Source organism: Nocardia sp. PE-7 (assembly GCF_030486425.1).
In the GTDB taxonomy this organism is placed as follows: domain Bacteria; phylum Actinomycetota; class Actinomycetes; order Mycobacteriales; family Mycobacteriaceae; genus Nocardia; species Nocardia salmonicida_A.
The window spans coordinates 781,513-807,253 of record NZ_CP129614.1 but is presented as its reverse complement, the minus strand read 5'-3'; the positions used below and the strand labels follow the sequence as shown (position 1 = coordinate 807,253).

Genomic DNA, 25,741 nt, shown 5'->3' with positions numbered 1-25,741 from the left:
ACCCTGGCCGTGCACACCGGCGCACGGCACTATCAATGACGAGGCGGGCGTGGCTGAGTGGTTTAGGCAACGGTCTGCAAAGCCGTTAACGCGGGTTCAATTCCCGCCGCTCGCTCTGTGGGGAAAGCGGCTGGGTCGTGGAATGATCGGATTCATGTCACGGCCCAGACCGCTCTCCCATGACCCCATCGCCGAGGCGTACCGGCAGTGGGTGGCCCACGGCTGGGAATCGGTCGCCGACGGAATGGCCCTGGTGACCTCGCTGGTCCGGGCGCAGCAGATCGTGATGGCGCGCGTCGACGAGGCCCTCAAACCGTCCGGCCTGACGTTCTCCCGCTACGAACTGCTGCAATTGCTCAGTTTCAGCCGCACCGGCGCGCTGCCGATGGCCAAGGCGAGCGCGCGTCTGCAGGTGCACCCGACGAGCGTGACCAATACCGTCGATCGACTCGAAGCCGCCGGGCTGGTGGTTCGGGTCCCACACCCCAGCGATCGCCGGGCAACTCTCATCGAAATCACCGATGCGGGAAGAAAATCCGTGTCCGAAGCCACGGAGGCGCTCAACGCCGAGGTGTTCGCCGAACCCGGTCTGCCTGCCGAACAGGGTCGCGATCTGATACAACTGCTGGCACAATTCCGACACGCCGCGGGTGATTTCGATATCGACGACCCGGAAAACCTCGCATTCCACGCGACCTGGCTACCGACGGGTGAATCTTCGGCCGATCCCCTTGGCAGTTAGCGCGAAAAGGTCCACGATGTAGCCCATGGTGCTGATCCTGGGGGTATCGGCGGGCGCGGGTGGAGCCCGCGCCGTGCTGACCCATTCCGATCAGCCCCACATGCCGCCGATCGACCGGATCCACGTACCGCGCCGGGCCGGGGGCTCGGTGGAGGAATCGGTGCTCACCGCGATCCACCGCATGCGCGCGGCGGCGGCCGAACGCGACGAGTACATCTCCGGCACGGCTGTCACATGCCGCAGCGAGCTACAGGCCGACGCGATCAGAGCGGCCGCGGGTCGAGCCGACTTCGCGATCGTCGACGAACCGCTCGCCCAGCTGCGCTATCTGCGTTTCACCGGCCTGCTGCCCGCCGCCGACTCGGTCATGCTCTACGACCTCGGCAGTTCCGGTTTGACCATCACCCACGCCGATTGCCGCACCGAAACCATCATCGCGGGCAAACGCAGCACCGTCCTCAGCGGCAACGGCTACGACGCTCTGCTGCGCTGGCAACTCGCGCGACGCGGCGTCTCGGCCGACGCGCACGCCAGCCGCGAGCATCGAGAATCGTTGAGCCGCACCAGGGTTGTCACCGCCGCCGATGCAGGCACCGGCGGCCGCGCGGTACTGACCCGCAGCGACCTCGCCGCGTTATGCGAAGCGGGACTGCATCATTCGGCCTCGTTCGTGCGCCTGCTGATCGAGGAGACGGGGGTGCGGCCGGGAGCGCTGGCGCTGCTGGGTGGCTGCTCCCGTAACCCGAGTCTGCGGGCGGATCTGGGCAGGCTGATCGGTCTGCCGATCGTGTACGACCCCGAGCCGGAATATGTTTCGGCTCGGGGCGCGGTGCTGCTGTGTGCCCGCCGTCCCTCGGCGCGGTTACGCATGGCGCGAAAGGGTACGGGCGTCATCGGCGTCGCGCCGCATGCGAGCCGCCGAAAACTTCTCGCCGCGGTCGCGGTGACGGCCACCCTCGGTGGCGCCGTCGTCGGCCTGCTCAGCAACGAAAACACCTCGGCGCGGTCCCCTGAGGAGGGCACCGCGCCGACTACCGCGCACTTCATCGACGGTGCGCCGCACTGGAAACCGAACTAGCGGTTGCTGAAATTCGGCGGTCGCTTCTCGACGAAGGCGGCCATGCCTTCCTTCTGGTCCTCGGTCGCGAACAGCGAATGGAACACCCGGCGTTCGAACAGCAGCCCCTCGGCGAGGGTGGTCTCGAACGAGCGGTTCACCGCCTCCTTGGCGATCATCGCGACCGGCAGCGACATCGACGCGATGGTCTGCGCGGCCTCGAGCGCGGTGTCGAGCAGTTCGTCGGCGGGCACCACCCGCGACACCAGCCCGGAACGCTCGGCTTCCTCGGCGCCGATCATCCGGCCGGTCAGGATCAGATCCATCGCCTTGGCCTTGCCGATCGCGCGCGTGAGACGCTGCGAGCCGCCGATGCCGGGGATGACGCCGAGCGTGATCTCGGGCTGACCGAACTTGGCGTTGTCGGCGGCGATCAGGATGTCGCACAGCATCGCCAGCTCACAACCGCCACCGAGCGCGTAGCCCGAGACGGCGGCGATGGTGGGCTTGCGGAAGTTGGCCAGCCGGTCCCAGCGGGCGAAGTAGTCGGCCAGGAACATGTCCATGTACGTCTTGGGCGCCATCTCCTTGATGTCGGCGCCCGCAGCGAAGGCCTTCGCCGAGCCGGTGATCACGACGGCGCCGATGGAATCGTCGCCGTCGAGTTCGTCGAGCGCGGTGATGACGTCGTCGAGTACCTGGGCATTGAGGGCATTGAGCGCCTTGGGCCGGTTCAGGGTGATCCAGCCGACCCCGCCCTTCCCGTCGGCGCCGCCCTTGCGCTCCAGCAGAATCGTCTCGAATTCGGTCACGGCCACCCTCTTGTCAGTCAACGGTCACGGATCACGCTGACGATACCGAGCCAGGTCGCCCACCGGTGCGGGGTGCCGCCGGCGATCAGGCCCGCAGTCCCAGTTCGCGCTCGCCGAGCGCGGCGAAGTAGGCGTCGACCTGGGCATCGGTGACGTCGGCGAGAGTCGCGGGCGACCAGTGTGGCGTGCGGTCCTTGTCGATCACCTGCGCGCGGATGCCCTCGACCAGGTCGTGGGTGCTCAGCGCGGCCACGGTGATCCGCAGTTCGGCATTCAGCGCCCCGGCCAACGTCAGGTCGCGGGCATCGCGCAGCGCGCGCAGGGTCGCTTTCAGCGCGATCGGGGATTTCGACAGCAGATCATCGGCGGCCTTGGTCGCTTCGGGCGAATCCGCCGCGCGCAGCGCCTCGACGATCTGTTCGACGGTGTCGGCGGCGTAGCAGGTATCGATCCAGGCGCGCTGGGCATCGAGCTCGGATTCCGGTGCGGGCGTGGCGAATCGGGCGATCGCCTCGTCGGCCGGGACGGTGCGCAACGCGTCGAGCAGGGCGGGCAGGTCTTCGGAGGCGACGAACGTATCGGCGAAACCGGTCACGATCGCGTCGCCCGCGCCCATGCGCGCGGTGGTGAGCGCCACGTGGGTGCCCAGCTCGCCGGGGGTGTGCGAGAGCAGATAGGTGCCGCCGACGTCGGGCACGAAGCCGATGCCCACTTCGGGCATGCCGATCTGTGAGCGCTCGGTGACGATGCGGTGACTGCCGTGCGCCGACAGGCCCACTCCGCCACCCATCACGATGCCGTCCATCACCGCCACATACGGCTTCGGGTAGCTGCCGATCAGCGCGTTGAGCGAGTATTCGTCACGCCAGAACGCCGCCGACCCGGTGTCGATCGGTGCGGGTGCGTCCGGGCCACCGTCGTTGATCGTCTTCGCGTCGCGATGGATGGCCACGATGTCGCCGCCCGCGCACAGGCCACGCTCGCCCGCGCCGACGAGCGCGACGGTCCGGATCGCCGGATCGGTAGCCCATGCTCGCAGTTTCTCGGTGATGGCCAGGCTCATCGAGTGGTTGAGCGCGTTGATCGCGCGCGGCCGGTTCAGCGTGATCAGACCGAGCCCGCCACGCACCTCGAACAGCACTTCCGCTTCGCTCATGCCCGTCACGATAAAGTCGGATATCGGACTATCCGAAACTGTGGCACGCCGTCTGTGACGCATTCCACCGCGTCCGATTTGCGGCACAATCAGACCATGGGCAGCGACCACTTCGTGCGGATCACCCGCCTGCGCGCACTGATCGACCACGAGAACACCGGCGCGGGCGAGCGCGCCACCGCGGAGCGCATGCTCGAGCGTCTGCTCCGAAAATCCGTGGGCCACAACGGTTCCAGTGCTGCCCCTGACCGCGTCTACGGTTCGCGCCATCACCGCGCAGGCAGGCACGCGAGCACCGCGTCGATCGTCGAATTCGTCCGCGAGGACATCGCCTTCGCCCGCACTTTCGTCGCCGCGGGCGCCCCCGGCGAGGTCACGGTCCACAGTCCCCTCGCCGCGGCCCCCGCCGAGCTCACCGTGGCCGTCACGACCCCGTTCGCCGACCAGATCGTCGTCACGATCACCGATATCCCGCCCTCATGGGGTTGGGAACCCGACGAATTCGACCGCATCACCGCCACCGAGGACCTGCGCCGACTCGCCGACGAACTCGCCGAGATCATCGACAGTTACAACCACGACGGCGCGGACGTGGGCCCGCGCTTCTTCCGCACGATCCGCGCCCAGGAAACCACCCTGATCCTCTGATTCACCCCGGCCGCAGGGGCCCTTGCCGAGTGAGCAGGACGACCAGGCCGATCATGAGTACGAGCGCGCCGATCGCCAGCACCATGCTCGCCATGCCCGGACCTCCGGTGGTGTAGTCGGCCACCACCTGTACCACCGCGATCGCGGTCCCCGCGGCCCCGCCGAGCACCAGCACGGCGTCGCGCCGAATCGCGTACAGCACGAAGCAGACCACCCCGATCAGCGCGGTCAGGCCGGGCCGCCACGGCGATTCGCCCAACGTCAGCATCTGCGCCCCGATCACCGCGATCACCCCGCCGAGTAGGTATCCGGCCCCTTCGACCACCAGCAGGCGAGCCCATGCGAAACCGAACCACAACGCGCCGAACATCATCAGCGCGATCCCCTGCCACGGCGATCGGACATCGAACAGCTCCGAGGTGACGCTCAGGATGCTCGCGACACCGAAGCAGGCCACGGCGACCATGCCGAGCACGCTCGGCACCAGCAGATATCCCAGTATCGCGACGAGCAGTCCCGCGACCGAGGCCGCGATCGCCGTTTCGTCACCGTGGTGCCGGTCGAACGCCGTCGCCACCGCGCCGGTCATCGCCACCGCCGCCAGCACGAGCAGCACCGCGGCCAACCTGACCCGCCCCGCCGAGGCGATCGGCACCCGCCGGTACACCCCCACGCATCCACCGGCCAACGCCACCGCGCCCCACATCGCGCACCCGGCCACCACCACCAGCAGCACCACCCGCCCCGACTGCGCCACCTGCGCCCACGCCTTGTCGATGAACAACCCCAGACCCGCGGCCACCAGCCCGGCCCCCACATAAGCCACGATCTCGGCAGCCACCCATCCCCCGCTCGCGCGCCCGGTCCGATCCTGCTCGTCGACCGCCCGCAACACCGCCGTCCGCTGCTCCCCACTGATCACCCCGGCGGCGACCAATCGTTCCAACGCCACATCCACCCGATGCTCGCGAACCATCCGTCGAGTATGTCGACCTGCGGCGACGATTCCGCCGAAACCTGGGCGGGGCGTTTCGCGGCGGAGTGACGCGATTCACACTAGAATTACTTTGATGTCCTAGTATCGGGCGCTCTACTACATGGCGGAGGCTGTCATGGACCTGCATGTTCCTGTGAATCCGGTGCGGTTCGTGACCTCGGCGGCCCTGTTCGACGGACACGACGCGGCCATCAACATCATGCGGCGGATTCTGCAGGCCCAGGGTGCCGAGGTGATCCATCTCGGACACAACCGATCGGTGCGCGAGATCGTCGACGCGGTGATCGAAGAGGACGTGCAGGGCGTCGCGGTCAGCTCGTATCAGGGCGGGCACATCGAGTTCTTCGAATATCTGGCGCAGGCACTGCGCGAGGCGGGCGCGGATGACGTGCGCATCTTCGGCGGGGGCGGCGGAGTGATCGTCGCCGAGGAGATCGAGCGGCTCGCGGCGAGCGGCGTGCGGATCTTCTCCCCCGAGGACGGCCAGCGCCTCGGCCTGCCCGGCATGATCAACGAACTGATCCGGCTCTGTGATGTCGACCCCGCGCGCACCGCCCCCGACCTCGACGCGCTCTACACCGGCGATCGAAACGAACTGGCGCGCACCATCACCTGCCTGCAGCAGGGCGCGCTGTCCGATGCCGACCGAGCCGCGATCGTGGCGGCGGCCGCCACCCGGCGCGCCCCCGTACTGGGCATCACCGGCACCGGCGGGTCCGGAAAGTCCTCTCTCACCGATGAATTGGTACGCAGGCTTCGCACCGACCAGCAGGACAAACTGCGCATCGCCGTCCTGGCGGTGGACCCGACCCGCAGACGAGCGGGCGGCGCCCTGCTCGGCGACCGCATCCGGATGAACGCCCTCGACGGCGATCACGTGTACTTCCGTTCGCTGGCCACCCGCGGCAATCACGAACTGCCCGACGATATCGACACCATGATCGCCGCCTGCCGGGCCGCCGGTCACGACCTGGTCATCCTCGAGACCCCCGGGATCGGCCAGGGCGACGCGGGCATCGTCGACCACGTCGATGTGGCGCTGTATGTGATGACGCCGGAGTTCGGCGCCGCCTCCCAGCTCGAGAAGATCGACATGCTCGACTACGCCGACGTCGTCGCGATCAACAAGTACGAGCGCCGTGGCGCGGCCGACGCGGTCCGCGATGTGGCGCGCCAATTGATCCGCAACCGTGCGGAATTCGGTGCGAGTCCCGCTGACATGCCCGTCTTCGGCACCAGTGCCGCGACTTTCGACGACGACGGCGTCACCGCGCTGTACCAGCACCTCACGGGCCTGCTCACCGAACACGGCCTGACGCTCGAACCCGGCGTGCTGCCCCGCGTGGACACCTCGGTCTCCACGCGTTTCGCCCAGCTCGTCCCCCCGTCGCGGGTCCGGTACCTGGCCGACATCGCCGACACGGTCCGCGGCTACCACGCCGATACTCAGCGCGAAGTCGCGGCGGCTCAGCGGATTCAACGGCTGGCGCTGGTCCACGACGAACTCCCCGACGACGCGGCGGTCGCCGACCTGCTCACGCGGGCCCGTCCCACGCTCTCCCCGAGTTCGACCGAAGCCCTGGCCGCATGGCCGGCGGTCGCCGAAAGCTATCGCGGTGACGAACAGGTGGTCCGCATCCGCGACCGCGAACTGCGCACACCCCTGCGACGCGAGTCCCTCTCCGGCACCAGCATTCCGCGCGTCGCCCTGCCGCGTTTCACCGACGACGGCGAACTCCTGCGCTTCCTGCGCGCCGAGAACCTGCCCGGTCGATTCCCCTTCACCGCAGGCGTTTTCCCCTTCAAGCGCGAGAACGAGGACCCCGCCCGGATGTTCGCGGGCGAGGGCGATCCCGCCCGCACCAATCGACGTTTCAAGGTCCTCAGCGCCCACGCCGAAGCCACCCGCCTGTCCACCGCGTTCGACTCGGTGACCCTCTACGGCCACGATCCGGCGCCGCGTCCCGATATCTACGGCAAGGTGGGCACCTCGGGTGTCTCGGTGGCCACCGTCGAAGACATGCGCACCCTGTTCGACGGTTTCGACCTCGGCGCCCCCACCACCTCGGTCTCGATGACCATCAACGGCCCCGCGCCGACCATCCTCGCCTTCTTCCTCAACACCGCCATCGACCAGGCGCTGCACCGCTTCTCCGACGCAGAGGGCCGCGAGCCGACGTCCGGCGAAGCCGCCGAGATCCGGGCACGCACGCTGTCGACCGTGCGTGGCACCGTGCAGGCCGACATCCTCAAGGAGGATCAGGGCCAGAACACCTGCCTGTTCTCCACCGAATTCAGTCTGCGCATGATGGCCGATGTGCAGGAATGGTTCGTGCGCAACGACGTCCGAAACTTCTATTCGGTCTCGATCTCGGGATATCACATCGCCGAGGCGGGTGCGAACCCCATCAGCCAACTCGCCTTCACCCTCGCCAACGGATTCACCTATGTGGAGACCTATCTCGCGCGCGGGCTGGCGATCGACGACTTCGCCCCGAATCTGTCGTTCTTCTTCTCCAATGGCATGGACCCCGAGTACACGGTGATCGGCCGGGTAGCCCGGCGGATGTGGGCGATCGCGATGCGCGACCGCTACGGCGCGGGCGAACGCGCCCAGAAACTCAAGTACCACGTGCAGACTTCGGGTCGTTCGCTGCACGCGCAGGAAATGCAGTTCAACGATATTCGCACCACCCTGCAGGCGCTGATCGCGGTCTACGACAATTGCAACAGCCTGCACACCAACGCTTTCGACGAGGCGGTCACCACCCCGACCGAGGATTCGGTGCGCCGCGCGCTGGCGATTCAGCTCATCATCGCCAAGGAATGGGGACTGGCCGTCAACGAGAATCCGCTCCAGGGCAGTTTCATCGTCGACGAACTCACCGATCTCGTCGAGGAGGCGGTGCTGCTCGAATTCGAGCGGATCAGCGAACGCGGCGGGGTGCTCGGCGCCATGGAGACCGGCTACCAGCGCGGTCGCATCCAGGACGAGTCCATGCGCTACGAACAGCGCAAACATGACGGATCGTTGCCGATCGTGGGGGTGAACACCTTCCGCGGCCGCGAGGACGACACCGAGCACGCACCGATGGAATTGGCCCGCGGCACGGAAACCGAACGCCGCTCCCAACTGGACCGGCTGCACAGTTTCCAAGCCGATAACGCCGAACGATCCCATCTCGCGCTGGCCCGGCTGACCGAGGTCGCCCACACCGACGGCAATATTTTCGATGTGCTCATGGACGCGGCGCGGGTGTGCACATTGCAGCAGGTCACCGATGCCTTCTTCGCGGTGGGAGGACAGTATCGGCGCACGGTGTGAGCAGCGTAATCCGTCGCTGTGCGCCGCTGACGTGTGACAATCGCCGAGAGCACTGCCAGCGGCGGAGACGGGACGCACAGCATGGATCTGACCGACTTCGACATCATCGATGCCCACATTCACCAGTGGGATCCACATGCCACGCCACGCGAGTTCAGCAAGCTGGCGAAACTGATGCGCTATCTGCCCGTACCGGTCGATATCGCGGCAAAGCTGGCCCCACGTGGAGATCGCGAATTCGTCGGCGAGCCCAGCGCCTATCTGCAGCCTTATCTGCCGGCCGACTATCGCGCCGACCGTGGAAACACGCCGGTCGAATCGGTCGTGGAAATCGAGGTGCAGTGGACGGGCTGGAAGCCCGACGAGACGCGCTGGGTCGCGAGCCTGCCCTTCGGCGTCGACACACCCGCCTTGGCCACGATCATCGGCTCGGCCGACCCCGCCGCCGCGGACTTCGGCGCGGTGCTCGATGCGCATCAATCCGCGTCGCCGCTGTTCCGGGGCATCCGGACGATGGTCGCCCATCACCCTGATCCCGCCGTGAAGTCGTTCGCCGCGCACGACGGCGCCCTCACCGCCCCCGCCTTCCTGAACGGCTTCGGGCAGCTCGCCGAGCGGGGGCTCTCGTTCGACGCGTGGGTGTATTCGGGGCAGCTCCCCGAGGTGGCGGCGCTGGCCGAACGGTTTCCCGAGGTACCGATCGTGCTCGATCACCTGGGAACCCCGGCGGGCATCTTCGGACCGGTCGGCAAGAACACCGGGCACACCGCCGCGCAGCGAGAGGCCGTGTTCGATCGGTGGCGCGAGGACCTCACCGATCTGGCCGCGCAGCCGAACGTGGTCGCCAAGGTGAGCGGGCTGATGATGCCGGTGCTCGGCCATCCCGTGCCACGACGCGGCACGCCGACGCCCGTGCCGACGCTGCTCGGCCGGGCGCGGCCGCTGCTGGCGCACGCACTGTCCGTCTTCGGCGCCGACCGGCTGATCTGGGGGTCGAACTTTCCCGTCGACAAGCCGATCACCAGCCTCGGTGGAGCGGTCGAGACCGTGGCCACCGGTCTGAGCGAGGCGGGCGCGAGCACCGACGACCTGCGGAAGGTGTTCGGCGGCAATGCCATCCGGTTCTATCGGATCGAGCCGACCGAGTGAATCGCCGCGCGCACTCGCTCGTTTCTGTCGGTGGGCGGGTTTAGCATCGGCGCATGAAAGCCATCGGCACCTTCGAGGTCACCGCGTTCGATCCCACCGAGCTGACGCCGCAGCCGCCCATCGTCACCGGGATGCCGGTCGGCATCTCGACCATGACGAAGTCCTACGCGGGCGAGATCGAAGGGCTCTCGGCCACGCTGTTCACCGCCGCCTTCGACATGGACACCGGCGCGGGCACCTACCTCGCGATGGAGTCGTTCGAGGGTGCGCTGAACGGCAAGGCCGGTGCGTTCAACTTCGTCCACTCCGCCACCACCGCCGGTACCGATCGCACCGACGAGTTCTTCCACATCGTTCCCAGCAGCGGCACCGGGGAGTTGACCGGCATCACCGGGACCGGCGCGTTGTACGTGGATGCCGAAGGCGGACACCATATCTGGTTCGAGTACGAGCTGAGCTGAACCGCTCCGGTTCGACCGGCGCGGCAGTTCCGCTGCCGCGCCCAGCGCGACTCAGGTGTCGAATTCGGTATAGAGCGAACGCAATTCGCGGAGGCCGGTTGCGGCGGTCGGCTCGTCCTCGGTGGACATCCGGAGCGCGCGACGCAGCGGGATCGCGTCGAGGTCTTCGATCACGGCATGGAATTCCACGCGGGGCAGCTCGGGCAGGACAAGTTCGTCGCCGTAGGGGTCATCGGAATCGGCGGTGCGCGCCGACCTCTCGACGCCGCCGATGAGGGTGTCCAGGTCGAGCCCGCGCAGGGTGAGGATCTCGCTGGGCTGTTCGTCGAGACGCTCGGCGAGCAAGTAGCAGACCGCGGCGACGTGCTTGCACGGCCAGCCCATGTCCGGGCAACTACAGGTGAAGTCCAGCTCCGAGGCGGTGGTCGGCAGCAGGTGCGGGCCGAGCGCGGGTGGGAGCGCGCCCGAGGCGATCTCGGCGAGCATGCCCGGCGCCTCCCTGATCTCGGCGAGCAGTAGGTCGACCTCTTCGTCGCGCAGTGGCCGGATCGACAGCACCGAGGTGAAGGGGCTGGGCTGGCTGCCCTGGACCTCGGCGGTCACCGCGCCGCGTTCGATCCGGTAGTTCACCACCTGTCCGACCCTGGCGTAGGTGCGTCCGCGCGAGAGCCTGCCCGCGTCGGCCACCTTCTCCACCGCGTCGAGCAGCGATTTGCCCCACCAGGTCCGCCCGAAACCGCCGCGCGCCTGGGCGCCGCCGCGAACCGGTTTGCGCGGACCGAACTGGCTGAAGTCGGCCATCTAGTCGCCCACCGCCTCGGCACCGAGGGTGAACAGCTCGCGCAGTTCGTCGGTGCTCATCTCGGTGATCCAGTTCTCCCCCGCGCCGACGGCCAGATCGGCCAATTGCTTCTTCCCGTTGATCATTTCGTCGATCCGCTCCTCGATGGTGTCGACACACACCAGCTTGCGGACCTGCACCGCACGCTGCTGGCCGATCCGGAACGCGCGGTCGGTGGCCTGGTTCTCGACTGCCGGATTCCACCAACGATCCAGGTGGATCACGTGATTGGCGGCGGTGAGGTTGAGACCGGTGCCGCCCGCCTTGAGCGAGAGCAACATCAGCGGCGGGCCGTTGTCGCCTTGGAAGCCGGTCACCATGTCGTCGCGGCGCTGCTTGGCCACGCCGCCGTGCAGGAACGGGATCGGGGTGCCGAATCGTTCGGTGAGATACGGCAGGATCAAGTCGCCGAATTCACGGAACTGGGTGAAGAGCAGGGCTTTCTCGCCATCGGCGAGTACCGCGTCGAGCACGTCCTCGACCAGCGCCAGCTTGCCGGAGCGGTGGCCGCCGCGGCGCAGGATCGGCGACCCGTCACCCAGATAGTGCGCGGGGTGGTTGCAGACCTGCTTGAGCCTGGTCAGCGCACTGAGCACAGCGCCCTTGCGCGCCATGCCTTTGGCGTCTTTGAGCTTGTCCAGCATGTCGTCGACAACGGCCTGGTAGAGCGCGGCCTGCTCGACGGTGAGGTTGGCCCGCACCGTCATTTCCAGCTTCTCCGGCAGGTCGCTGATCACCGTCGGATCGGTTTTGAGCCTGCGCAGCACGAACGGATCGGTGATCAAGCGCAGTCTGTCGATGGCTTGCTGATCACGCTCGCGTTCGATCGGCACCGCGAACTTGGCACGAAACGATTGCGGGCTGCCGAGCAGTTTCGGCATGGCGAAGTCGAACAGGGCGCGCAATTCCTCCAGGCGGTTCTCCACCGGAGTTCCGGTGAGCGCCAGCCGATGTCGGGCTTGCAGCGCCCTGGCCGCGCGCGCCTGTCTGGTCACCGCGTTCTTGATGTGCTGCGCTTCGTCGAGCACGATCCGCTCCCACTGTTGTTCGCTCAGCAGGGTGACGTCACGGGCGAGCAGTGCGTAGGTGGTGATCACCAGGTCCGAATCAGCCACCGCCGCGGCGAATTCCGAACCGGTGAGCCGCCCGGGGCCGTGGTGCACGAGCATGCGCAGGTCGGGCGCGAACCGTTGGGTTTCGCGCTGCCAGTTACCGACCACCGACATCGGACACACCAGCAGCGTCGGTCCGACCACCGACTCGCCCGTCGGCGTGGGTCGCCCGCCTGCCAGGCCGGCCTCACGCTCATGGACCAGCAACGCGAGGACCTGCACGGTCTTGCCCAAGCCCATGTCGTCGGCGAGGATCGCGCCGCAGTTGAGTCGACTCATGGTGGCCAGCCAGCTCAGGCCCCGCTCCTGGTACGGACGCAGCTGAGCTTTCAGGCCGACCGGCACCGGAACCGGCTCTGGTTCGCTTTCCCTGGCGAACAATTCGGCCGCCCACCCGTCGGCGGTGACCTCGGTGACCGGGACATTGTCGACCCGTTCGGCGGCCAGTTCACCGATCATGTCGGCCAGGGTGATCGGGCTGTCGTCGGCGTGCTGCGCGACGTAGCGGGCGGCGGCGGCCAGTGCCCGGTGGTCGGCCTGCACCCACTCGCCGCGCAACTGGACCAGGTCGGACTTGCTGCTGATCAGCCGGTGCATCTCGGCCGGGGTGAGCACCAGATCGCCGAGCGCCAATTCCCAGCGGTAGGACAGCAGTCCGCTGAGTCCGACGGTGGATTCGGCGGCGGCGGGGCTGCTCACCCGCAATCGCATACTCGGTTCGGCGATGTTCCAGGCGCGCGGCAGGAGTAGTCGAATTCCGGCTTCCTGCAGGGCATGTGCGCCGTGCGCCACCAGGTCGGCGACCACCTCGGTGGGGAGCAGCAGGTCGAGGCCACGTGGATCGGTGGGCAGGTCACGCAGGCGCGGGTACGCCTTGCGCGCCTGGCCGAGCTTCTCCGCCGCTGTTCGCACGAGCACCGGATCATCGTCGAAGACAACGGGTTTGGGTGCGTCGTCGACCGGGCGCAGGCACACCTGTAGCCGCCACAGCGCCACCGATTCGTCGGCGGTACCGAATTCGCCGTCGGGTTCGCACAGGCGCAGCACGAGTTCCGGCTCGTCGGCGGCATAGCCTTCGCGCCACTGCGTCAGCGTTTCGGCCAGTCGGTAGGAGCCGACTTCCAACGCAGTGTCGTCGATCAGTGCGGCCAGCAGCGGGTGGGTCATCGTGCGGTGCGTGAGATATTCGCGGGCGATCGGGTCGGTGAGATGCGTGCACAGATCGTCGAGCACGGCGGCAGGCGGACCGGCCACCCGCAGCGCCGGGGGCATCGCGGCGGCCAACTCGGCCAGCCATGCCCGTTGACGTTGTCCGCCGACCAGCCGCCAGCGCACCCACCACTGACCGTCGGCCCGCTCGATCTGGGGCACCACCCGCCCTGCCCGCACCCACCGTTCGATGCCGCGCGCGACGTGCGCGAGGAAGCGTAGGTCGCCCGAGACGTTCTCGCGCGGGAGTCGGCTGCGCAGCACGACGGCCGCCGTCGGTGGCGCGAGCGCGTGCGCGCGCACCTCGGCGGTGCCCGACTGCCCCTCGGCATCGACGACGAACACCTCGGCACGGTGCCGGAACCTGGCGCGGTCCAAGATGTCGCCGAGCACCGACCCCACAGCGACCGGCTCCGCGTCGTGCCACAGCAGTAGGCCCGATTCGGGGGACCACAGACCGTGCAGCATGGGCACCATCCAAGCAGGCGGCACCGACACCGATCACAGCCGCCATACCTCTGGATTTCTCGCCGCAACGAGCGGATAATTGAATAATCCCTGGTCATGGGCCGGAATACCCACCGGCGACAACTCCATACTCACCCAGGCGAGCCGGACTCGAACCGGTTCGGCCGATGACCCCTTGTAATTCGTGCGGAGGGCAGCGATGACGATTCTGCTCCAGGTTCTCGAGCAGAGCTACACACCCAACACCCCTTGGGAACGGCGCAAATTCACCTTCATCGACACCACGAAGATCCTGGGTATGCGCCTGGACGGCCAAGCCGGCGTCTGGCTCGATCTGTCGCGGCCCGGCGAATCCCAGCGCCTGGCCCACACCATCGACCCCCGGGAATCCATCACCTTCCTGCTCACCGTCTTCGCCAAGATCGCCGAGTGCGAAGAGCGTGGCGGTTCCTGGCTGGTCGGCCACGACGGCGCCCATGTTTCCTCGATCGCGGCGACGCGCTTCCCACCGATCGCCAGTGGCCTCGCCGCCGACGACCTGCTGGCCCGGGCCTGGTTATAGGCCAAGAACTGACCCATCAGCGGTAATTGTCGGTGCCACCGACTACAACCTGCGGGTATGGGGAAAGCGGCGTGGTTGCTCGTGCTGGTGCTCGCGATCGCCGGGTGCGGGGTGATCGGGCCGACTGAGCCGGTCGCTCCCGCACCGGGCAGTCCGACGCGCGCCGAGGTCACCGCCCTGCTCGACACGGTGCGCGTCATCGTCTCGCGCCCTCGACCGGGCGGCTACGAACGTGGTTGCAAGGCGGGCCAGGCCTGCGTCTTCGGCCCGGCCTGGACCGATGATTCCGATGCCCCCGGCAGTCACGACGGCTGCGACACCCGCAACAACGTCCTGGCCATGCAGTTGCGCCAGGTGGTCCATCGTGGCCGCTGCGTGGTCGTGGAAGGCATCCTCACCGACCCTTACACCGGCACCGACATCGCTTTCAGCAAGTCCGACGGCGGCCGCATCCAGATCGACCATGTCTACCCGCTTGCCGCCGCATGGGATATGGGCGCGGCGGCGTGGACCCCCGACAAACGCCGCCGCTTCGCCAACGATCTCGCGATCAACCTCCTGGCCACCGGAGCATCCACCAACCAGTCCAAAGGCGACGACACCCCGTCCGGATGGCTCCCGCCCGCGCGGCCCAACCACTGCTTCTACGCGGCGAAGTACCTCACCGTCGCGGTCGACTACGACCTACCGATCACCGCCGCCGACAATGCCGCTCTCCACGACATCGCCCGGAGCTGTCCGTGAGGACCGGCAGCAGCGCTCACGCTCCGGTGGCCACGGCCCGCTTCGGATCGTTGGACCACTGCGAGTACGAGCCCGGGTAGAGCACGGCCTCGATGCCCGCGACTTCGAGGGCGGCGATCTGGTGGGCGGCGGTGACGCCGGATCCGCAATACACCGCGACCGGACCTTCGCCGAAGCCCGCGAAGCGCGCACGCAAGTCGTCGGCGCTACGGAAATGTCCTGTGCCGTCCAGATTCTCGGCGGTCGGCGCGCTCACCGCACCGGGAATATGTCCTGGTCGCGGGTCGACCGGTTCGACCTCTCCGCGATAACGCTCGCCGGCTCGCGCATCGAGCAGTACGCCCGGCCACTTCGCGGCGGCATCGGCATCGATCACCGGCAGCTGACCGGGACGAACCACCAGGTCACCGCCGACCGGGTCCGCTTCGGCACCGGTCGCGAGTTCGCCACCGGCCGCGATCCAGGCGGGCAGCCCGCCGTCGAGGATGCGCACGTTGTCCACACCCGCCCACCGCAGCAGCCACCATGCGCGCGCGGCCGCCGTCGCGCCGGTCGCGTCATAGACCACCACCGGCTCGCCATCGCTCAATCCCCAACTGCGCGCGCACTTCTCGAAGGTGGCGGGCTCTGGCAGGGGGTGCCTGCCGCGGGCAGGCGACGGCGCCGCGGCCAGCTCGGTCTCCAGGTCGACGAACACCGCGCCCGGAATATGCCCGTCGAGATAGTGCTGCGGCCCATTCGGATCGCCCAGCGCCCAGCGCACATCGAGTAGATGAATCGCCCTGTCCGCCAGCTCTTCCCGAAGCTCCGCCGACGAAATCAACACCGCGCCCAATCCCACTCCTTACCGAGGCCCCCACCTGCGAAACAGTTCCCGCCACCTTACGCACCGCGCCGTCCGACGACACGGGACTTGCCCCTTCCCGCTCTCTCTCCGCGCTGTCGGTCACGGCGGGCAACGCCGCCGGGGCGGACACCGGCACCGCACGACCCGAGGTCCGCTGAGGCCGGTCGACGGAACTGGACCGACGAGCGGTGCAGATGAAACAGTCCACTTTCGCGAGACTGGTAGGCGACGAGGGCAGATCCATCGGGCAATATCGGCACAATGTCGCAGGTCTCCACCACTTCCCCCGATATCGCCGACGAACCGGCGGGAATCGCGCAGCCGCTCGGCGCGGGCGCGATCACGGCACTGGTCGGGTTCACCAGTTCGTTCGCGGTGGTATTGAGCGGTTTGCGCGCGGTGGGGGCCAGTCCGGCGCAGGCGGCGTCGGGGTTGCTGGTGTTGTGCTTCACACAGGGCATCGGCATTCTGCTGCTGAGTTCGCGATACCGGATACCCATCACCCTGGCCTGGTCGACACCCGGCGCGGCGCTGCTCGCGAGCACGGGACTTGTCGCGGGCGGCTGGCCCGGCGCGGTCGCTGCCTTCGCGGTGACCGGCGTGTTGATCGTGATCACCGGACTGTGGCAACGGCTCGGCTCGCTGGTCGCCGCGATTCCGGTGCCGATCGCCCAGGCGATGCTGGCGGGTGTCCTCGTGCCGCTGTGTCTGGCCCCGGTGCAGGCGCTGCGCACCTCGCCCGCCGTGGTCGTCCCGGTCATCGTGGTGTGGCTGGTTCTGCAACGGTTCGCACCCAAATGGGCCGTGCTCGTCGCCTTCGCCACGGCGGCCGTCGGCACGGGCATCGACATCGTCGTGAACGACCGGCACCTGGAATTGTCCGCCATGGTTCCGACGGTGCAATGGACTGTTCCCCAATGGCATTGGCAGGCCATCATCGGCATCGCCGTCCCGCTCTACATCGTCACCATGGCGTCACAGAACATTCCCGGCGTCGCGGTGATGCGCTCGTTCGACTTCCAGGTTCCGTGGCGGCCCGCCATGCTCGTCACCGGCATCGGCACCATCCTCGGCGCCGCGGCGGGTGGCCACGCGATCAATCTCGCCGCCATCAGCGCCGCCCTGGCCGCCGCCCCCAGCGCCAGCCCTGACCCGAAACGCCGGTGGATCGCCGCGGCCACCGCGGGCGCCGCCTATCTCGTCCTCGGGCTCGCCTCCGCCGCCCTGGTCACCCTCATCGCCGCCGCCCCCGCGGGCACCATCGAAACCGTCGCGGGTCTGGCCCTGCTCGCCACCCTCGCCGCTGCCCTGACCGGCGCCCTCAGCGATCCCACCCATCGCATGGCAGCCCTGGTCACCTTTCTCGTAGCAGCCTCCGGCACCACCCTGTTCGGCATCGGCGGCGCCTTCTGGGCCCTGGTGGCCGGCCTGGTCGTCCGCCGTTTCCTGCCCACCGGCACCTGACGGTTCGTGGAGTTCAGTTCGGATCGGCCAGTCGGTCGAGTAGGGGGCCGGTTCGGGGGCCGACGAGTTCGCGCATGACCAGAGCCATGTTGGTGCGCTCCACACCCGGGATCTTCAGAATTCGGCCCGCGATGCGGTAGAGGTCGTCGGCGTCGCGGGCGACTATGCGCACGGTGAGGTCGGTGGCGCCGGTCATGCCACAGACCTCGGTGACCTCGGGGACGTCGGCCAGCTCGTCCACCACGGGGTCGAGTCGATGCTGGTCGACCACGACCGCGACGAACGCTGCCAGCGGATAGCCGAGGGCACGGGGTTCCACCCGGCGTTCGAAGCTGCCGAGCACCCCGCCGCTGTCCCAACGGGCCAGACGGGCCTGCACGGTGTTGCGCGACAGGCCGAGGCGCGCCGCGAGCTCCACCCCGGTGGCCCGTGGGTTGGCTACCAGTTCGCGCAGTAGCCGCGCGTCGGTGGCGTCGAGTGTCACGGCGTGAGGTTCGCCACTGGTCATACAACGCAGTATGACAGCGCCGATCCCCCGCAGACCATGCATTCTGCTCATTTGAGCGCGCATCGCTTGCGCATACCGCGTTATGGGGGATGCTGAAGGGATACACATCGCGCTCAGCGGCGTGGCGTACTTGCATCGGCTCACAAGGCACGGTGACGAGGAGGCGATCACGATGTCGCAGAAGCAGACCTACCCGGTCCAGCTGGTGCAGCCCGACGGCCGTCGGGTGTTCGACAAGGCGCACGGCGCGCTGGTGGCCGACATCGATGCGGCGCGATTGCGGCAGCTGTATCGGGACATGGTCGTCACCCGCCGGATCGACGTCGAAGCGACCGCACTGCAACGCCAAGGCCAGCTCGGACTGTGGCCGCCACTGCTGGGCCAGGAGGCCGCGCAGGTCGGCTCGGCACACGCTTTGCACCCCGACGACTACGTCTTCTGTTCCTACCGCGAGAGCGCCGTCGCCTACTGCCGTGGCGTGCCGCCCGAGCAACTCACCGCCCTGTGGCGGGGCGTCTCCCACCATTGCTGGGACCCCACCGAGTTCAACATCACCAACGCCAACATCGTCGTCGGCTCCCAGGGCCTGCACGCCACCGGTTACGCCTACGCCGCCCACCTCGACGGCGCCGACATCGCGACCATCGCCTACTTCGGTGACGGCGCGACCAGCACCGGCGATATCGCCGAGGCGCTGGGATTCGCCGCGGCGTGGAGCGCGCCGGTGGTGTTCTTCTGTCAGAACAACCACTGGGCGATCAGCGAACCCGTCACCGTGCAGAGCAACGTCGCGCTGGTGCGCCGGGCCGACGGCTACGGCATCCCGGGTGTACAGGTGGACGGCAACGACGTGCTCGCCGTCCTCGCCGTCACCCGGCAGGCTGTCGAACGCGCCCGCACCGGCGGCGGCCCCACCTTCATCGAGGCGATGACCTACCGCATGGGTCCGCACACCACCGCCGACGACCCCACCCGCTACCGGACCGCCGCCGACACCGAGTACTGGGCCCAGCGCGACCCCATCGACCGCGTGCGACTGCTCCTCGAACGCGAAGGCCACTTCTCCCCCGAGTTCGCCCAGCAGGTCACCGACGAGGCCGACGACGTCGCCCGCCGCCTGCGCGCCGCGACGATCGAGATGCCCGACCCCGATCCCGAGCGGATGTTCGACAACGTCTACGCGACCGAGCACCCGCTGATGACCGAAGAGCGTCAACAGTTCTCGGCCTACCTCGCCGAAGGAGCGCAGTCATGATCACCACCTTCGCCGCCGCCCTCAACACCGGCTTGCGCAGCGCGATGGAAGACGACGCCAAGGTCGTCTTGCTCGGCGAGGACATCGGTCGACTCGGTGGCGTGTTCCGCGTGACCGACACCCTGCAGAAGGATTTCGGCGACAACCGCGTCATCGACACGCCGCTGGCCGAATCCGGCATCGTCGGAACGGCTTTCGGGATGGCCTTGCGTGGGTACCGGCCCGTGGTGGAGATCCAGTTCGACGGTTTCGTCTACCCGGCCTTCGACCAGATCGTTTCCCAGGTGGCCAAGATCCACAACCGTACCGGCGGGAAGATCAAGGCCCCGTTGACGATCCGCATTCCCTTCGGCGGTGGCATCGGCGCGGTCGAACACCATTCGGAGTCGCCCGAGGTGTACTTCGCGCACACCGCGGGCCTTCGCGTTGTATCACCGAGTACGCCCGCCGACGCGTATTCGATGATTCGCCAGGCGATCTCACTGGACGACCCGGTGGTTTTCTTCGAACCCAAACGTCGCTATTGGGACAAGGCCGACGTAGATTTCGAAGGCGAACCGGATCTGCCCCTGCACAAGGCCAGGGTCTGCACCCGCGGCGCCGATGCCACCGTCGTCGCCTACGGCGGCACCGTCGCCACCGCGCTCACCGCGGCGAAGATCGCTGCCGAGGAAGGACATTCGCTCGAGGTGATCGACCTGCGCAGTCTCTCGCCGATCGACGTCGACACGATCGCCGAGTCGGTGGTCAAGACCGGCAGACTCGTCATCGTGCACGAGGCGCCCGTGTTCGCCGGGCTCGGCGCCGAGATCGCCGCCCGCGTCACCGAACGCTGCTTCTATCACCTCGAGGCGCCGGTGTTGCGCGTCGGTGGCTACGACATCCCCTATCCCCCGGCTAAGCTCGAAAAGCACCACCTGCCCGACCCCGACCGCATTCTGGCGGCGGTCGACCGCTGCCTGACCGCGTGATGAAAGGTGCCCTCGTGCCGGAACCAGCCGCCGACGACGACGGTCATGTTCTCGAGTTCCGCCTCCCCGACCTGGGCGAAGGACTGGCCGACGGCGACCTGGTGTCCTGGGCCGTAGCGGTCGGCGACACGGTGGAACTGAACCAGACCATCGCCGAGGTGGAGACCGCGAAGGCGGTGGTGGCGCTGCCGTCGCCGTTCTCCGGGGTCGTGGTCGAACTGCTGGCCGAGCCCGGCGACACCGTACCGGTCGGCGCGCCGCTGATCCGGGTGCGCAACGACCTCGAGGTGACGGCGCCGCCGACCGCCGAGCCCCGCACGGACGTGCTGGTCGGCTACGGCCCCGAGGCCGAATCTACTTCGCGGAGAAGGAAAGCCACGCCGTCGATGGCGGCGAGCACGCCGAGCACCCATCGCGCCGCGGCTACCCCCGCGGCCCGCAAGCTGGCCAAGGAACTCGGCATCGACCTGTGGTTCGTCGCGGGCTCGGGGCCGGAGGGCGCAGTCACCGTCGACGACGTGCGCTCGGCTGTGCCGGTGACACAGCCGCGCACCCCCGCCCGCCTCGGTGATGTCGCGCCGGCGCGGCCGTCGAACGGTCACGTCACCGATCCCGACGGCCTGATCGAACCGACCGCCCGCGAAGAACGCACTCCCATCACAGGTATCCGCAAACGCACCGCCGCGGCGATGCAGGCCAGTTCGCGCACGATTCCGCAGGCCAGCACCTTCGTCACCGTCGACTGCACCGCCTCGATGGAACTGCTCGACCACCTGCGCACGACGAAGTCCTTCGAAGACCTCACCCTCACGCCCCTGGCCCTGGTCGCCAAGGCCACGTTGGCGGCGATCGCGGAGTACCCGGGGATCAACACCGCCTGGGACGAGCAGAACCAGGAGATCGTCACCAAGCACTATGTGAATCTGGGGATCGCGGTCGCCTCGGATCGCGGCCTGATGGTGCCCAATCTCAAGGAAGCGCAAGCGCTGAGCCTGCGCGAACTGTGCCGCGAGATCACCTGGGCGGCCGACACCGCGCGCTCCGGCAACGCCACCCCCAACGACCTGCGCGGGGGCACCTTCACCCTCACCAATGTCGGGGTCTTCGGCGTCGACAGCGGCGTCCCCCTGGTGAATCCGGGTGAAGCCGCGATCCTGTGCGTCGGCGCGATCCGTAAGCGCCCCTGGGTTTTCCGCGACGAACTGGCGGTCCGCTGGGTCACCACCCTCGGCCTCAGCTTCGACCACCGCATGGTCGACGGCGAACTCGGCGCCCGCTTCCTCGCCACCACGGCGGGCTTCCTGGAGGACCCGCTGACCCTGCTCAGCCGCATCTGAGAGCGGCGGAAATCGCCGTATAGTGCGGGGCGGTGCGCGTCCGACCGGACTGGCCACCGCACGAACGAATGTCGGCAGACGCAGCCGAGAACTGGGGGGACGTGATGGGGTATCCGCATGGGCCTCAACAAGGTCAGGGCTATCCGCCTGTCGGTCAGCAGGGGTACAACCCGTATGGCCAAGCAGCTCCCGGGTACGGCGCAGCGGGCCCCGGCGTTCCCGGGTACGGCGCTCCTGTGCCCGGCTACGGTTCTCCCGGATATGGAATGCCCGGCCCCGGCGCACCCGGCTACGGCTACCCCCAACTACCCGCCACCGGGGGCACCGCGATCACCGCAGCTGTTCTCGCCCTGCTGCTTTCGTTGATAGGCGGGGCAGGGTTGGCGATCGGCTACGGGATTCTGGGGGACAACAGCGCCGGCCCGCTGGTGCAGACGTCGGACGGTAGCTTCGCGCGTGAGTCCGTGCCCCTCTCCTCGTTGGTGATGACCTACTTCGCGATCGGAGCCAGCGTCGCCGCGCTGTGGTTCATCGGCGCGATCCTGCTGTTCCTTCGCAAATCCGCCGGCCGAGTGATCATCATCATCCTGGCGTCACTCACCGCGCTCGGCGGCCTCGTCTCCCTCGTATTCACTCTCGGATCCGCGGTGAGCTCGGTCGCGGGTGTGACCATCGGCCTGATCCAAGCCGGGTTCGCGACGCTGATCCTGTGCCTCGCCGCAGCCGGGTCGACCGGGCGTTGGATCCGGGCCGCACAGCAGCGACCGAGCTACCCGCAGGGCGGTTACCAGCAGTATTGAACCCACCGGGTGATATATCCGACCCGCAACGCCGACGAAACACGGAGCTCACTCACGGTAAAAAACGGGGACTACAACCTGTTACATGAGTGAGGCACATCCCGTCGACACCCGGCTGCCGTTCGCTCGGCAACTGGCTTTCGGCATTCAGCACGTCCTGATCATGTACACCGGCTGCATCACCGTGCCGCTGGTCTTCGGTGCGGCCGCCGGGCTGGACCGGGCGACGATCGCGCTGTTGATCAGTGCTGACCTGCTGGTCGCGGGCATCATCACGCTGGTGCAGAGCCTCGGTGTGGGCAAGCTGGCCGGTGCGCGACTGCCGATCGTGTGTGGCGCCACGTTCGTCGGGCTCAACCCGATGATCCTGATCGCCGCGGAATACGGGCTCGACGCTGTGTACGGGTCGATGCTGATCGGCGGTGTGGTCGGCGTCGCGCTGGCGTGGCCGTTCGCGCGGGTGGTGCGGTTCTTCCCGCCGCTGGTCACCGGGACCGTGCTCACCGTGGTCGGGGTGTCGCTGATCGGGGTCGCCGGTGGCCTGATCATCGGGACCGATCCGAAGTCGTCGAGCTTCGCCTCGCCGTCGAATATCGGGCTGGCCGCGGTGGTCGTGCTGATAGCGGTCGGTTTCGTGTGCCTCGGGCGCGGCGTGTGGTCGCAGCTCGGCGTGCTGATCGCGTTGGTCGCGGGCATCGTGATCGCGCTGCCGATGGGTCTGATCAGCACCGCCGGAGTCGGTACCGCCGACTGGATCGGTATCCCGCAGCCGTTCCACTTCGGGTCACCGCAGTTCCCGGTGACCGCGGTGGTGGCGATGAGCATCGTGATGGCCGTGGTGTTCGCCGAGTCGACCGCGAGCATGCTGGCGATCAGCGAGATCACCGGCAAACCGCTCAGCAGAGGCGATCTCGCGCGCGGCCTGGTCGGCGACGGCCTGTCGGGCGTGCTCGGCGGAATCTTCACCGCGTTCGTCGACACCATCTTCAACCAGAATGTCGGCGCGGTCTCCACGACCAGGGTCTTCAGCCGGTATGTCACCGCGGTGAGCGGCGCGATCCTGGTGGTGCTCGGTTTGGTGCCACGCATCGGCGAGGTGGTCGCGGTGATTCCGAAGCCGGTGGTCGGCGGGGTCGGGCTGGTGTTGTTCGCGACGGTCGCCGTTGTCGGCGTCACCACGCTACTGAAAGCCGACTTGATGGACCGGGTCAACGCCACCGTCGCGGCCACCGCCATCGGCATCGGTCTGCTGCCGGTGTTCACCAAGGACATGTTCGACAAGTTCCCCACCTCGGCGCAGATCCTGCTCGACAGCGGCGTCACCCTCGGCGCGGCCACCGCGTTCCTGCTCAACCTGGTCTTCAACCACACCCGTCTGGGTACCCTCGCTCGCGCCACGACCACACCACCGCCGCCCCTGCCCAGCACCCCGAAACCCGCCGTCACCGCCTGATCGAGCCGAAAGAACCAGTCCCGACCCTATCCGCGCTCCCCTCCGCGATGACCTCATTCCCAGCCCGCACGCCCCGACCTCGAGGAGGGGCCGCCGACGCAGTCGGCGGTTCGCGCCCGTCCCGCCAGGGGCGCGAACTCGAGCGCGCCAGCGCTCCAAAAACTACAGTGCGGGCATGGAGATAGCAGGCAAGGTCGCGATCGTCACCGGCGCGGGTGCGGGCATCGGCGCCGCTCTCGCTTATCGTCTCGTCGCCGGCGACGCGCGGGTCGTCGTCGCCGATCTCGACGCGGACAGCGCGGCGAAGGTGGCGGCCGAACTCGGCGACAAGGCGATCGCGGTCGGTGGCGATGTGGCCGATGAGCTGGTCATCGCGGAGTTGATCGCCACCGCCGAACGCGAATTCGGGCCGGTGGACCTGTATTTCGCGAACGCGGGCATCGGCGGCGGACCCGGTCTCGACAGCACCGAGGCCCAGTGGGCGAGCACCATCGAGGTGAATGTGATGGCCCACGTACGCGCCGCCAAGCTGCTCGTCCCCGGCTGGCTCGAGCGCGGCAGCGGCTATTTCGTCTCCACCGCGTCGGCGGCGGGCCTGCTCACGCAAATCGGTTCCGCCCCCTACTCGGTGACCAAACACGCCGCCGTCGGGTTCGCGGAATGGCTCTCGGTCACCTACGGCGACAAGGGCATTCGTGTGAGCTGCCTGTGCCCGATGGGCGTGGACACCCAACTGCTCACCGGTGGCCTCATCCCCGACGCCCCGGAGGCGGGCGCGCTGGCGATCAAGGCCGTGAAGACGGCGGGCGCGGTGCTCTCCCCCGAGGAGGTCGCCGACACCGTCGTCGAAGCGATGGCCGCAGAACACTTCCTGATCCTGCCGCACCCCGAGGTATTGCAGATGTACCGCAACAAAGGTTCCGACTACGACCGGTGGATTTCCGGCATGCGCCGATTCCAGTCCATGCTCGGCGCGTGAGAACCGGTCGGTCCGCGAGAAAAATTTCGGCGAGGTAGCGGCGAGATCGCTCGATTCCTGCCACGATGGTCGGTAGCCGCCGGTCACGATCCGCTGCCCGGCGGAGGTCTACGCGGAGATCCGGCGATGGCACACCTGATGTATTTCAAGAAGGTTCGCGACGAACGCACCGAGGTCGAGTACCACTGGGGACCGAGCCGAGAACAACTCGACTCGTCGGTGGTGATCGACAAAACCACCTTCGCCGCACTACCCAGCCCGCCGGGCTACTCGCCGGCGGGCCAGATCATCTTGCGCGCCCGCCGTGGAAGCGAATGGCCCGAGGTAGGGGTCATAGCATCCTGACCGCACACCCCGACGGACTCCGGACCACTCGACCCCCCGAGGTAGGGGTCATAGCGTCCTGAGCGTCAGGGAGGAGTTACTCGTCGGTGACGAGTTCTGCCGCTGCCGCCCGCACTACCTCGGGTATCGCGACCGGTTTGCGGGTGTCGGCGTCGACATAGACGTGGACGAATTCGCCGGTCGCGGCAAGCTCCGGACCGGCGTCGCCCTCGCGGAAGATCGCCAGATCGTAGGTGATGCTCGAGTTGCCGAGGCGGGCAATCCGCAGCCCCACCTGTAACTGGTCGGGGAAGCTGACCGATCCGTGGAACCGGCACGATGTCTGCGCGACGACGCCGAGCGCGGGCAGCGCGGTGATGTCGGCGCCGGTGGCGCGCATCAGCCAGGCGTTCACGGCGGTGTCGAAGTAGGAGTAGTAGGTCACGTTGTTCACGTGGCCGTACTGGTCGTTGTCGGCCCACCGGGTCGGCATCGGCCACAGGACGGGATAGCTCATCGG

At 68.0% G+C, this 25,741-nt stretch carries 24 protein-coding genes and 1 tRNA gene; 17 read left to right on the top strand and 8 right to left on the bottom strand.

Annotation, left to right across the window (positions count from 1 at the left end):
• Nucleotides 1-43 precede the first annotated feature (43 nt).
• The 3 genes from QX204_RS03685 to QX204_RS03675 all read left to right on the top strand — a co-directional run bounded on the left by QX204_RS03685 (nt 44) and on the right by QX204_RS03675 (nt 1,820).
• Nucleotides 44-115 (top strand) — tRNA-Cys (locus QX204_RS03685).
• 39 nt (nt 116-154) lie between these two features.
• Nucleotides 155-742 (top strand): MarR family winged helix-turn-helix transcriptional regulator, encoded by a 588-nt coding sequence (locus tag QX204_RS03680; RefSeq protein ID WP_301905178.1) that lies wholly within the window; start codon nt 155-157, stop codon nt 740-742.
• A 25-nt stretch (nt 743-767) separates the two neighbouring features.
• On the top strand, nt 768-1,820 hold the full coding sequence (locus QX204_RS03675) for a hypothetical protein (RefSeq protein WP_301905177.1): 1,053 nt from the start codon (nt 768-770) through the stop codon (nt 1,818-1,820).
• Here QX204_RS03675 and QX204_RS03670 read toward each other — a convergent pair.
• Nucleotides 1,817-2,611 carry an enoyl-CoA hydratase gene (locus QX204_RS03670; protein ID WP_301905176.1) on the bottom strand — a complete coding sequence of 265 codons (795 nt, stop codon included), beginning with the start codon at nt 2,609-2,611 and terminating at the stop codon, nt 1,817-1,819. The genes QX204_RS03675 and QX204_RS03670 overlap by 4 nt on opposite strands.
• 85 nt (nt 2,612-2,696) lie before the next feature.
• On the bottom strand, nt 2,697-3,767 hold the full coding sequence (locus QX204_RS03665) for an enoyl-CoA hydratase/isomerase family protein (protein ID WP_301905175.1): 1,071 nt from the start codon (nt 3,765-3,767) through the stop codon (nt 2,697-2,699).
• Nucleotides 3,768-3,863: 96 nt separating this feature from the next.
• On the opposite strand from QX204_RS03665, the gene QX204_RS03660 reads away from it, so the two are divergent.
• Nucleotides 3,864-4,415: a hypothetical protein gene (locus QX204_RS03660; protein WP_301905174.1), complete on the top strand. Its 552-nt coding sequence runs from the start codon at nt 3,864-3,866 to the stop codon at nt 4,413-4,415.
• Nucleotide 4,416: 1 nt separating this feature from the next.
• On the opposite strand, the gene QX204_RS03655 is transcribed toward QX204_RS03660, so the two are convergent.
• Complete coding sequence (locus tag QX204_RS03655; protein WP_301905173.1) at nt 4,417-5,391, bottom strand: DUF2157 domain-containing protein; 975 nt, start codon at nt 5,389-5,391, stop codon at nt 4,417-4,419.
• A 121-nt stretch (nt 5,392-5,512) separates the two neighbouring features.
• Here QX204_RS03655 and icmF point away from each other — a divergent pair, with 121 nt between their 5' ends.
• The 3 genes from icmF (at nt 5,513) to QX204_RS03640 (ending at nt 10,347) form a co-directional block, all read left to right on the top strand.
• Nucleotides 5,513-8,737 (top strand): fused isobutyryl-CoA mutase/GTPase IcmF, encoded by a 3,225-nt coding sequence (icmF, locus tag QX204_RS03650; protein ID WP_301905172.1) that lies wholly within the window; start codon nt 5,513-5,515, stop codon nt 8,735-8,737.
• An 81-nt stretch (nt 8,738-8,818) separates the two neighbouring features.
• Nucleotides 8,819-9,886 (top strand): amidohydrolase family protein, encoded by a 1,068-nt coding sequence (locus tag QX204_RS03645; protein ID WP_301905171.1) that lies wholly within the window; start codon nt 8,819-8,821, stop codon nt 9,884-9,886.
• A gap of 53 nt (nt 9,887-9,939) precedes the next feature.
• On the top strand, nt 9,940-10,347 hold the full coding sequence (locus tag QX204_RS03640) for a DUF3224 domain-containing protein (protein WP_301905170.1): 408 nt from the start codon (nt 9,940-9,942) through the stop codon (nt 10,345-10,347).
• A gap of 51 nt (nt 10,348-10,398) precedes the next feature.
• Here QX204_RS03640 and QX204_RS03635 read toward each other — a convergent pair whose 3' ends face one another.
• Both QX204_RS03635 and QX204_RS03630 read right to left on the bottom strand, forming a co-directional pair.
• Nucleotides 10,399-11,148: an SWIM zinc finger family protein gene (locus QX204_RS03635; RefSeq protein ID WP_301905169.1), complete on the bottom strand. Its 750-nt coding sequence runs from the start codon at nt 11,146-11,148 to the stop codon at nt 10,399-10,401.
• On the bottom strand, nt 11,149-13,977 hold the full coding sequence (locus QX204_RS03630) for a DEAD/DEAH box helicase (protein WP_301905168.1): 2,829 nt from the start codon (nt 13,975-13,977) through the stop codon (nt 11,149-11,151).
• 199 nt (nt 13,978-14,176) lie between these two features.
• Here QX204_RS03630 and QX204_RS03625 point away from each other — a divergent pair, with 199 nt between their 5' ends.
• On the top strand, nt 14,177-14,539 hold the full coding sequence (locus QX204_RS03625) for a hypothetical protein (protein ID WP_056817960.1): 363 nt from the start codon (nt 14,177-14,179) through the stop codon (nt 14,537-14,539).
• A gap of 57 nt (nt 14,540-14,596) precedes the next feature.
• The gene (locus QX204_RS03620) at nt 14,597-15,283 is read left to right on the top strand and encodes an HNH endonuclease family protein (protein ID WP_301905167.1); all 687 of its coding nucleotides are present in this window, start codon (nt 14,597-14,599) and stop codon (nt 15,281-15,283) included.
• Between the two features lie 16 nt (nt 15,284-15,299).
• Here QX204_RS03620 and QX204_RS03615 read toward each other — a convergent pair whose 3' ends face one another.
• Nucleotides 15,300-16,109, bottom strand: a complete 810-nt coding sequence (locus QX204_RS03615) for a sulfurtransferase (protein ID WP_301905166.1) — start codon at nt 16,107-16,109, stop codon at nt 15,300-15,302.
• Between the two features lie 282 nt (nt 16,110-16,391).
• Here QX204_RS03615 and QX204_RS03610 point away from each other — a divergent pair, with 282 nt between their 5' ends.
• Nucleotides 16,392-17,594 (top strand): benzoate/H(+) symporter BenE family transporter, encoded by a 1,203-nt coding sequence (locus tag QX204_RS03610; RefSeq protein WP_301905165.1) that lies wholly within the window; start codon nt 16,392-16,394, stop codon nt 17,592-17,594.
• A 13-nt stretch (nt 17,595-17,607) separates the two neighbouring features.
• On the opposite strand, the gene QX204_RS03605 is transcribed toward QX204_RS03610, so the two are convergent.
• A complete protein-coding gene (locus tag QX204_RS03605; RefSeq protein ID WP_301905164.1) occupies nt 17,608-18,102 on the bottom strand; it encodes an Lrp/AsnC family transcriptional regulator in 495 nt (164 codons plus the stop codon).
• 172 nt (nt 18,103-18,274) lie between these two features.
• Here QX204_RS03605 and pdhA point away from each other — a divergent pair, with 172 nt between their 5' ends.
• The 7 genes from pdhA to QX204_RS03570 all read left to right on the top strand — a co-directional run bounded on the left by pdhA (nt 18,275) and on the right by QX204_RS03570 (nt 25,242).
• Nucleotides 18,275-19,357, top strand: a complete 1,083-nt coding sequence (pdhA, locus tag QX204_RS03600; protein WP_301905163.1) for a pyruvate dehydrogenase (acetyl-transferring) E1 component subunit alpha — start codon at nt 18,275-18,277, stop codon at nt 19,355-19,357.
• On the top strand, nt 19,354-20,328 hold the full coding sequence (locus QX204_RS03595; protein ID WP_056817967.1) for an alpha-ketoacid dehydrogenase subunit beta: 975 nt from the start codon (nt 19,354-19,356) through the stop codon (nt 20,326-20,328). The genes pdhA and QX204_RS03595 overlap by 4 nt, the downstream gene beginning before the upstream one ends.
• 14 nt (nt 20,329-20,342) lie before the next feature.
• Nucleotides 20,343-21,665 (top strand): dihydrolipoamide acetyltransferase family protein, encoded by a 1,323-nt coding sequence (locus QX204_RS03590; RefSeq protein ID WP_301905162.1) that lies wholly within the window; start codon nt 20,343-20,345, stop codon nt 21,663-21,665.
• Between the two features lie 68 nt (nt 21,666-21,733).
• Entirely contained in the window at nt 21,734-22,465 is a 732-nt protein-coding gene (locus QX204_RS03585; RefSeq protein ID WP_301905161.1) for a hypothetical protein, read from the top strand.
• An 85-nt stretch (nt 22,466-22,550) separates the two neighbouring features.
• Nucleotides 22,551-23,918, top strand: coding sequence for a uracil-xanthine permease family protein (locus tag QX204_RS03580; protein ID WP_301905160.1), 1,368 nt, complete (start codon nt 22,551-22,553; stop codon nt 23,916-23,918).
• Nucleotides 23,919-24,093: 175 nt separating this feature from the next.
• Entirely contained in the window at nt 24,094-24,897 is an 804-nt protein-coding gene (locus QX204_RS03575) for an SDR family oxidoreductase (protein WP_301905159.1), read from the top strand.
• A gap of 126 nt (nt 24,898-25,023) precedes the next feature.
• Nucleotides 25,024-25,242, top strand: a complete 219-nt coding sequence (locus QX204_RS03570) for a hypothetical protein (protein ID WP_301905158.1) — start codon at nt 25,024-25,026, stop codon at nt 25,240-25,242.
• Between the two features lie 76 nt (nt 25,243-25,318).
• Here QX204_RS03570 and QX204_RS03565 read toward each other — a convergent pair whose 3' ends face one another.
• Entirely contained in the window at nt 25,319-25,738 is a 420-nt protein-coding gene (locus QX204_RS03565) for an acyl-CoA thioesterase (protein ID WP_301905157.1), read from the bottom strand.
• Between the last annotated feature and the right edge of the window lie 3 nt (nt 25,739-25,741).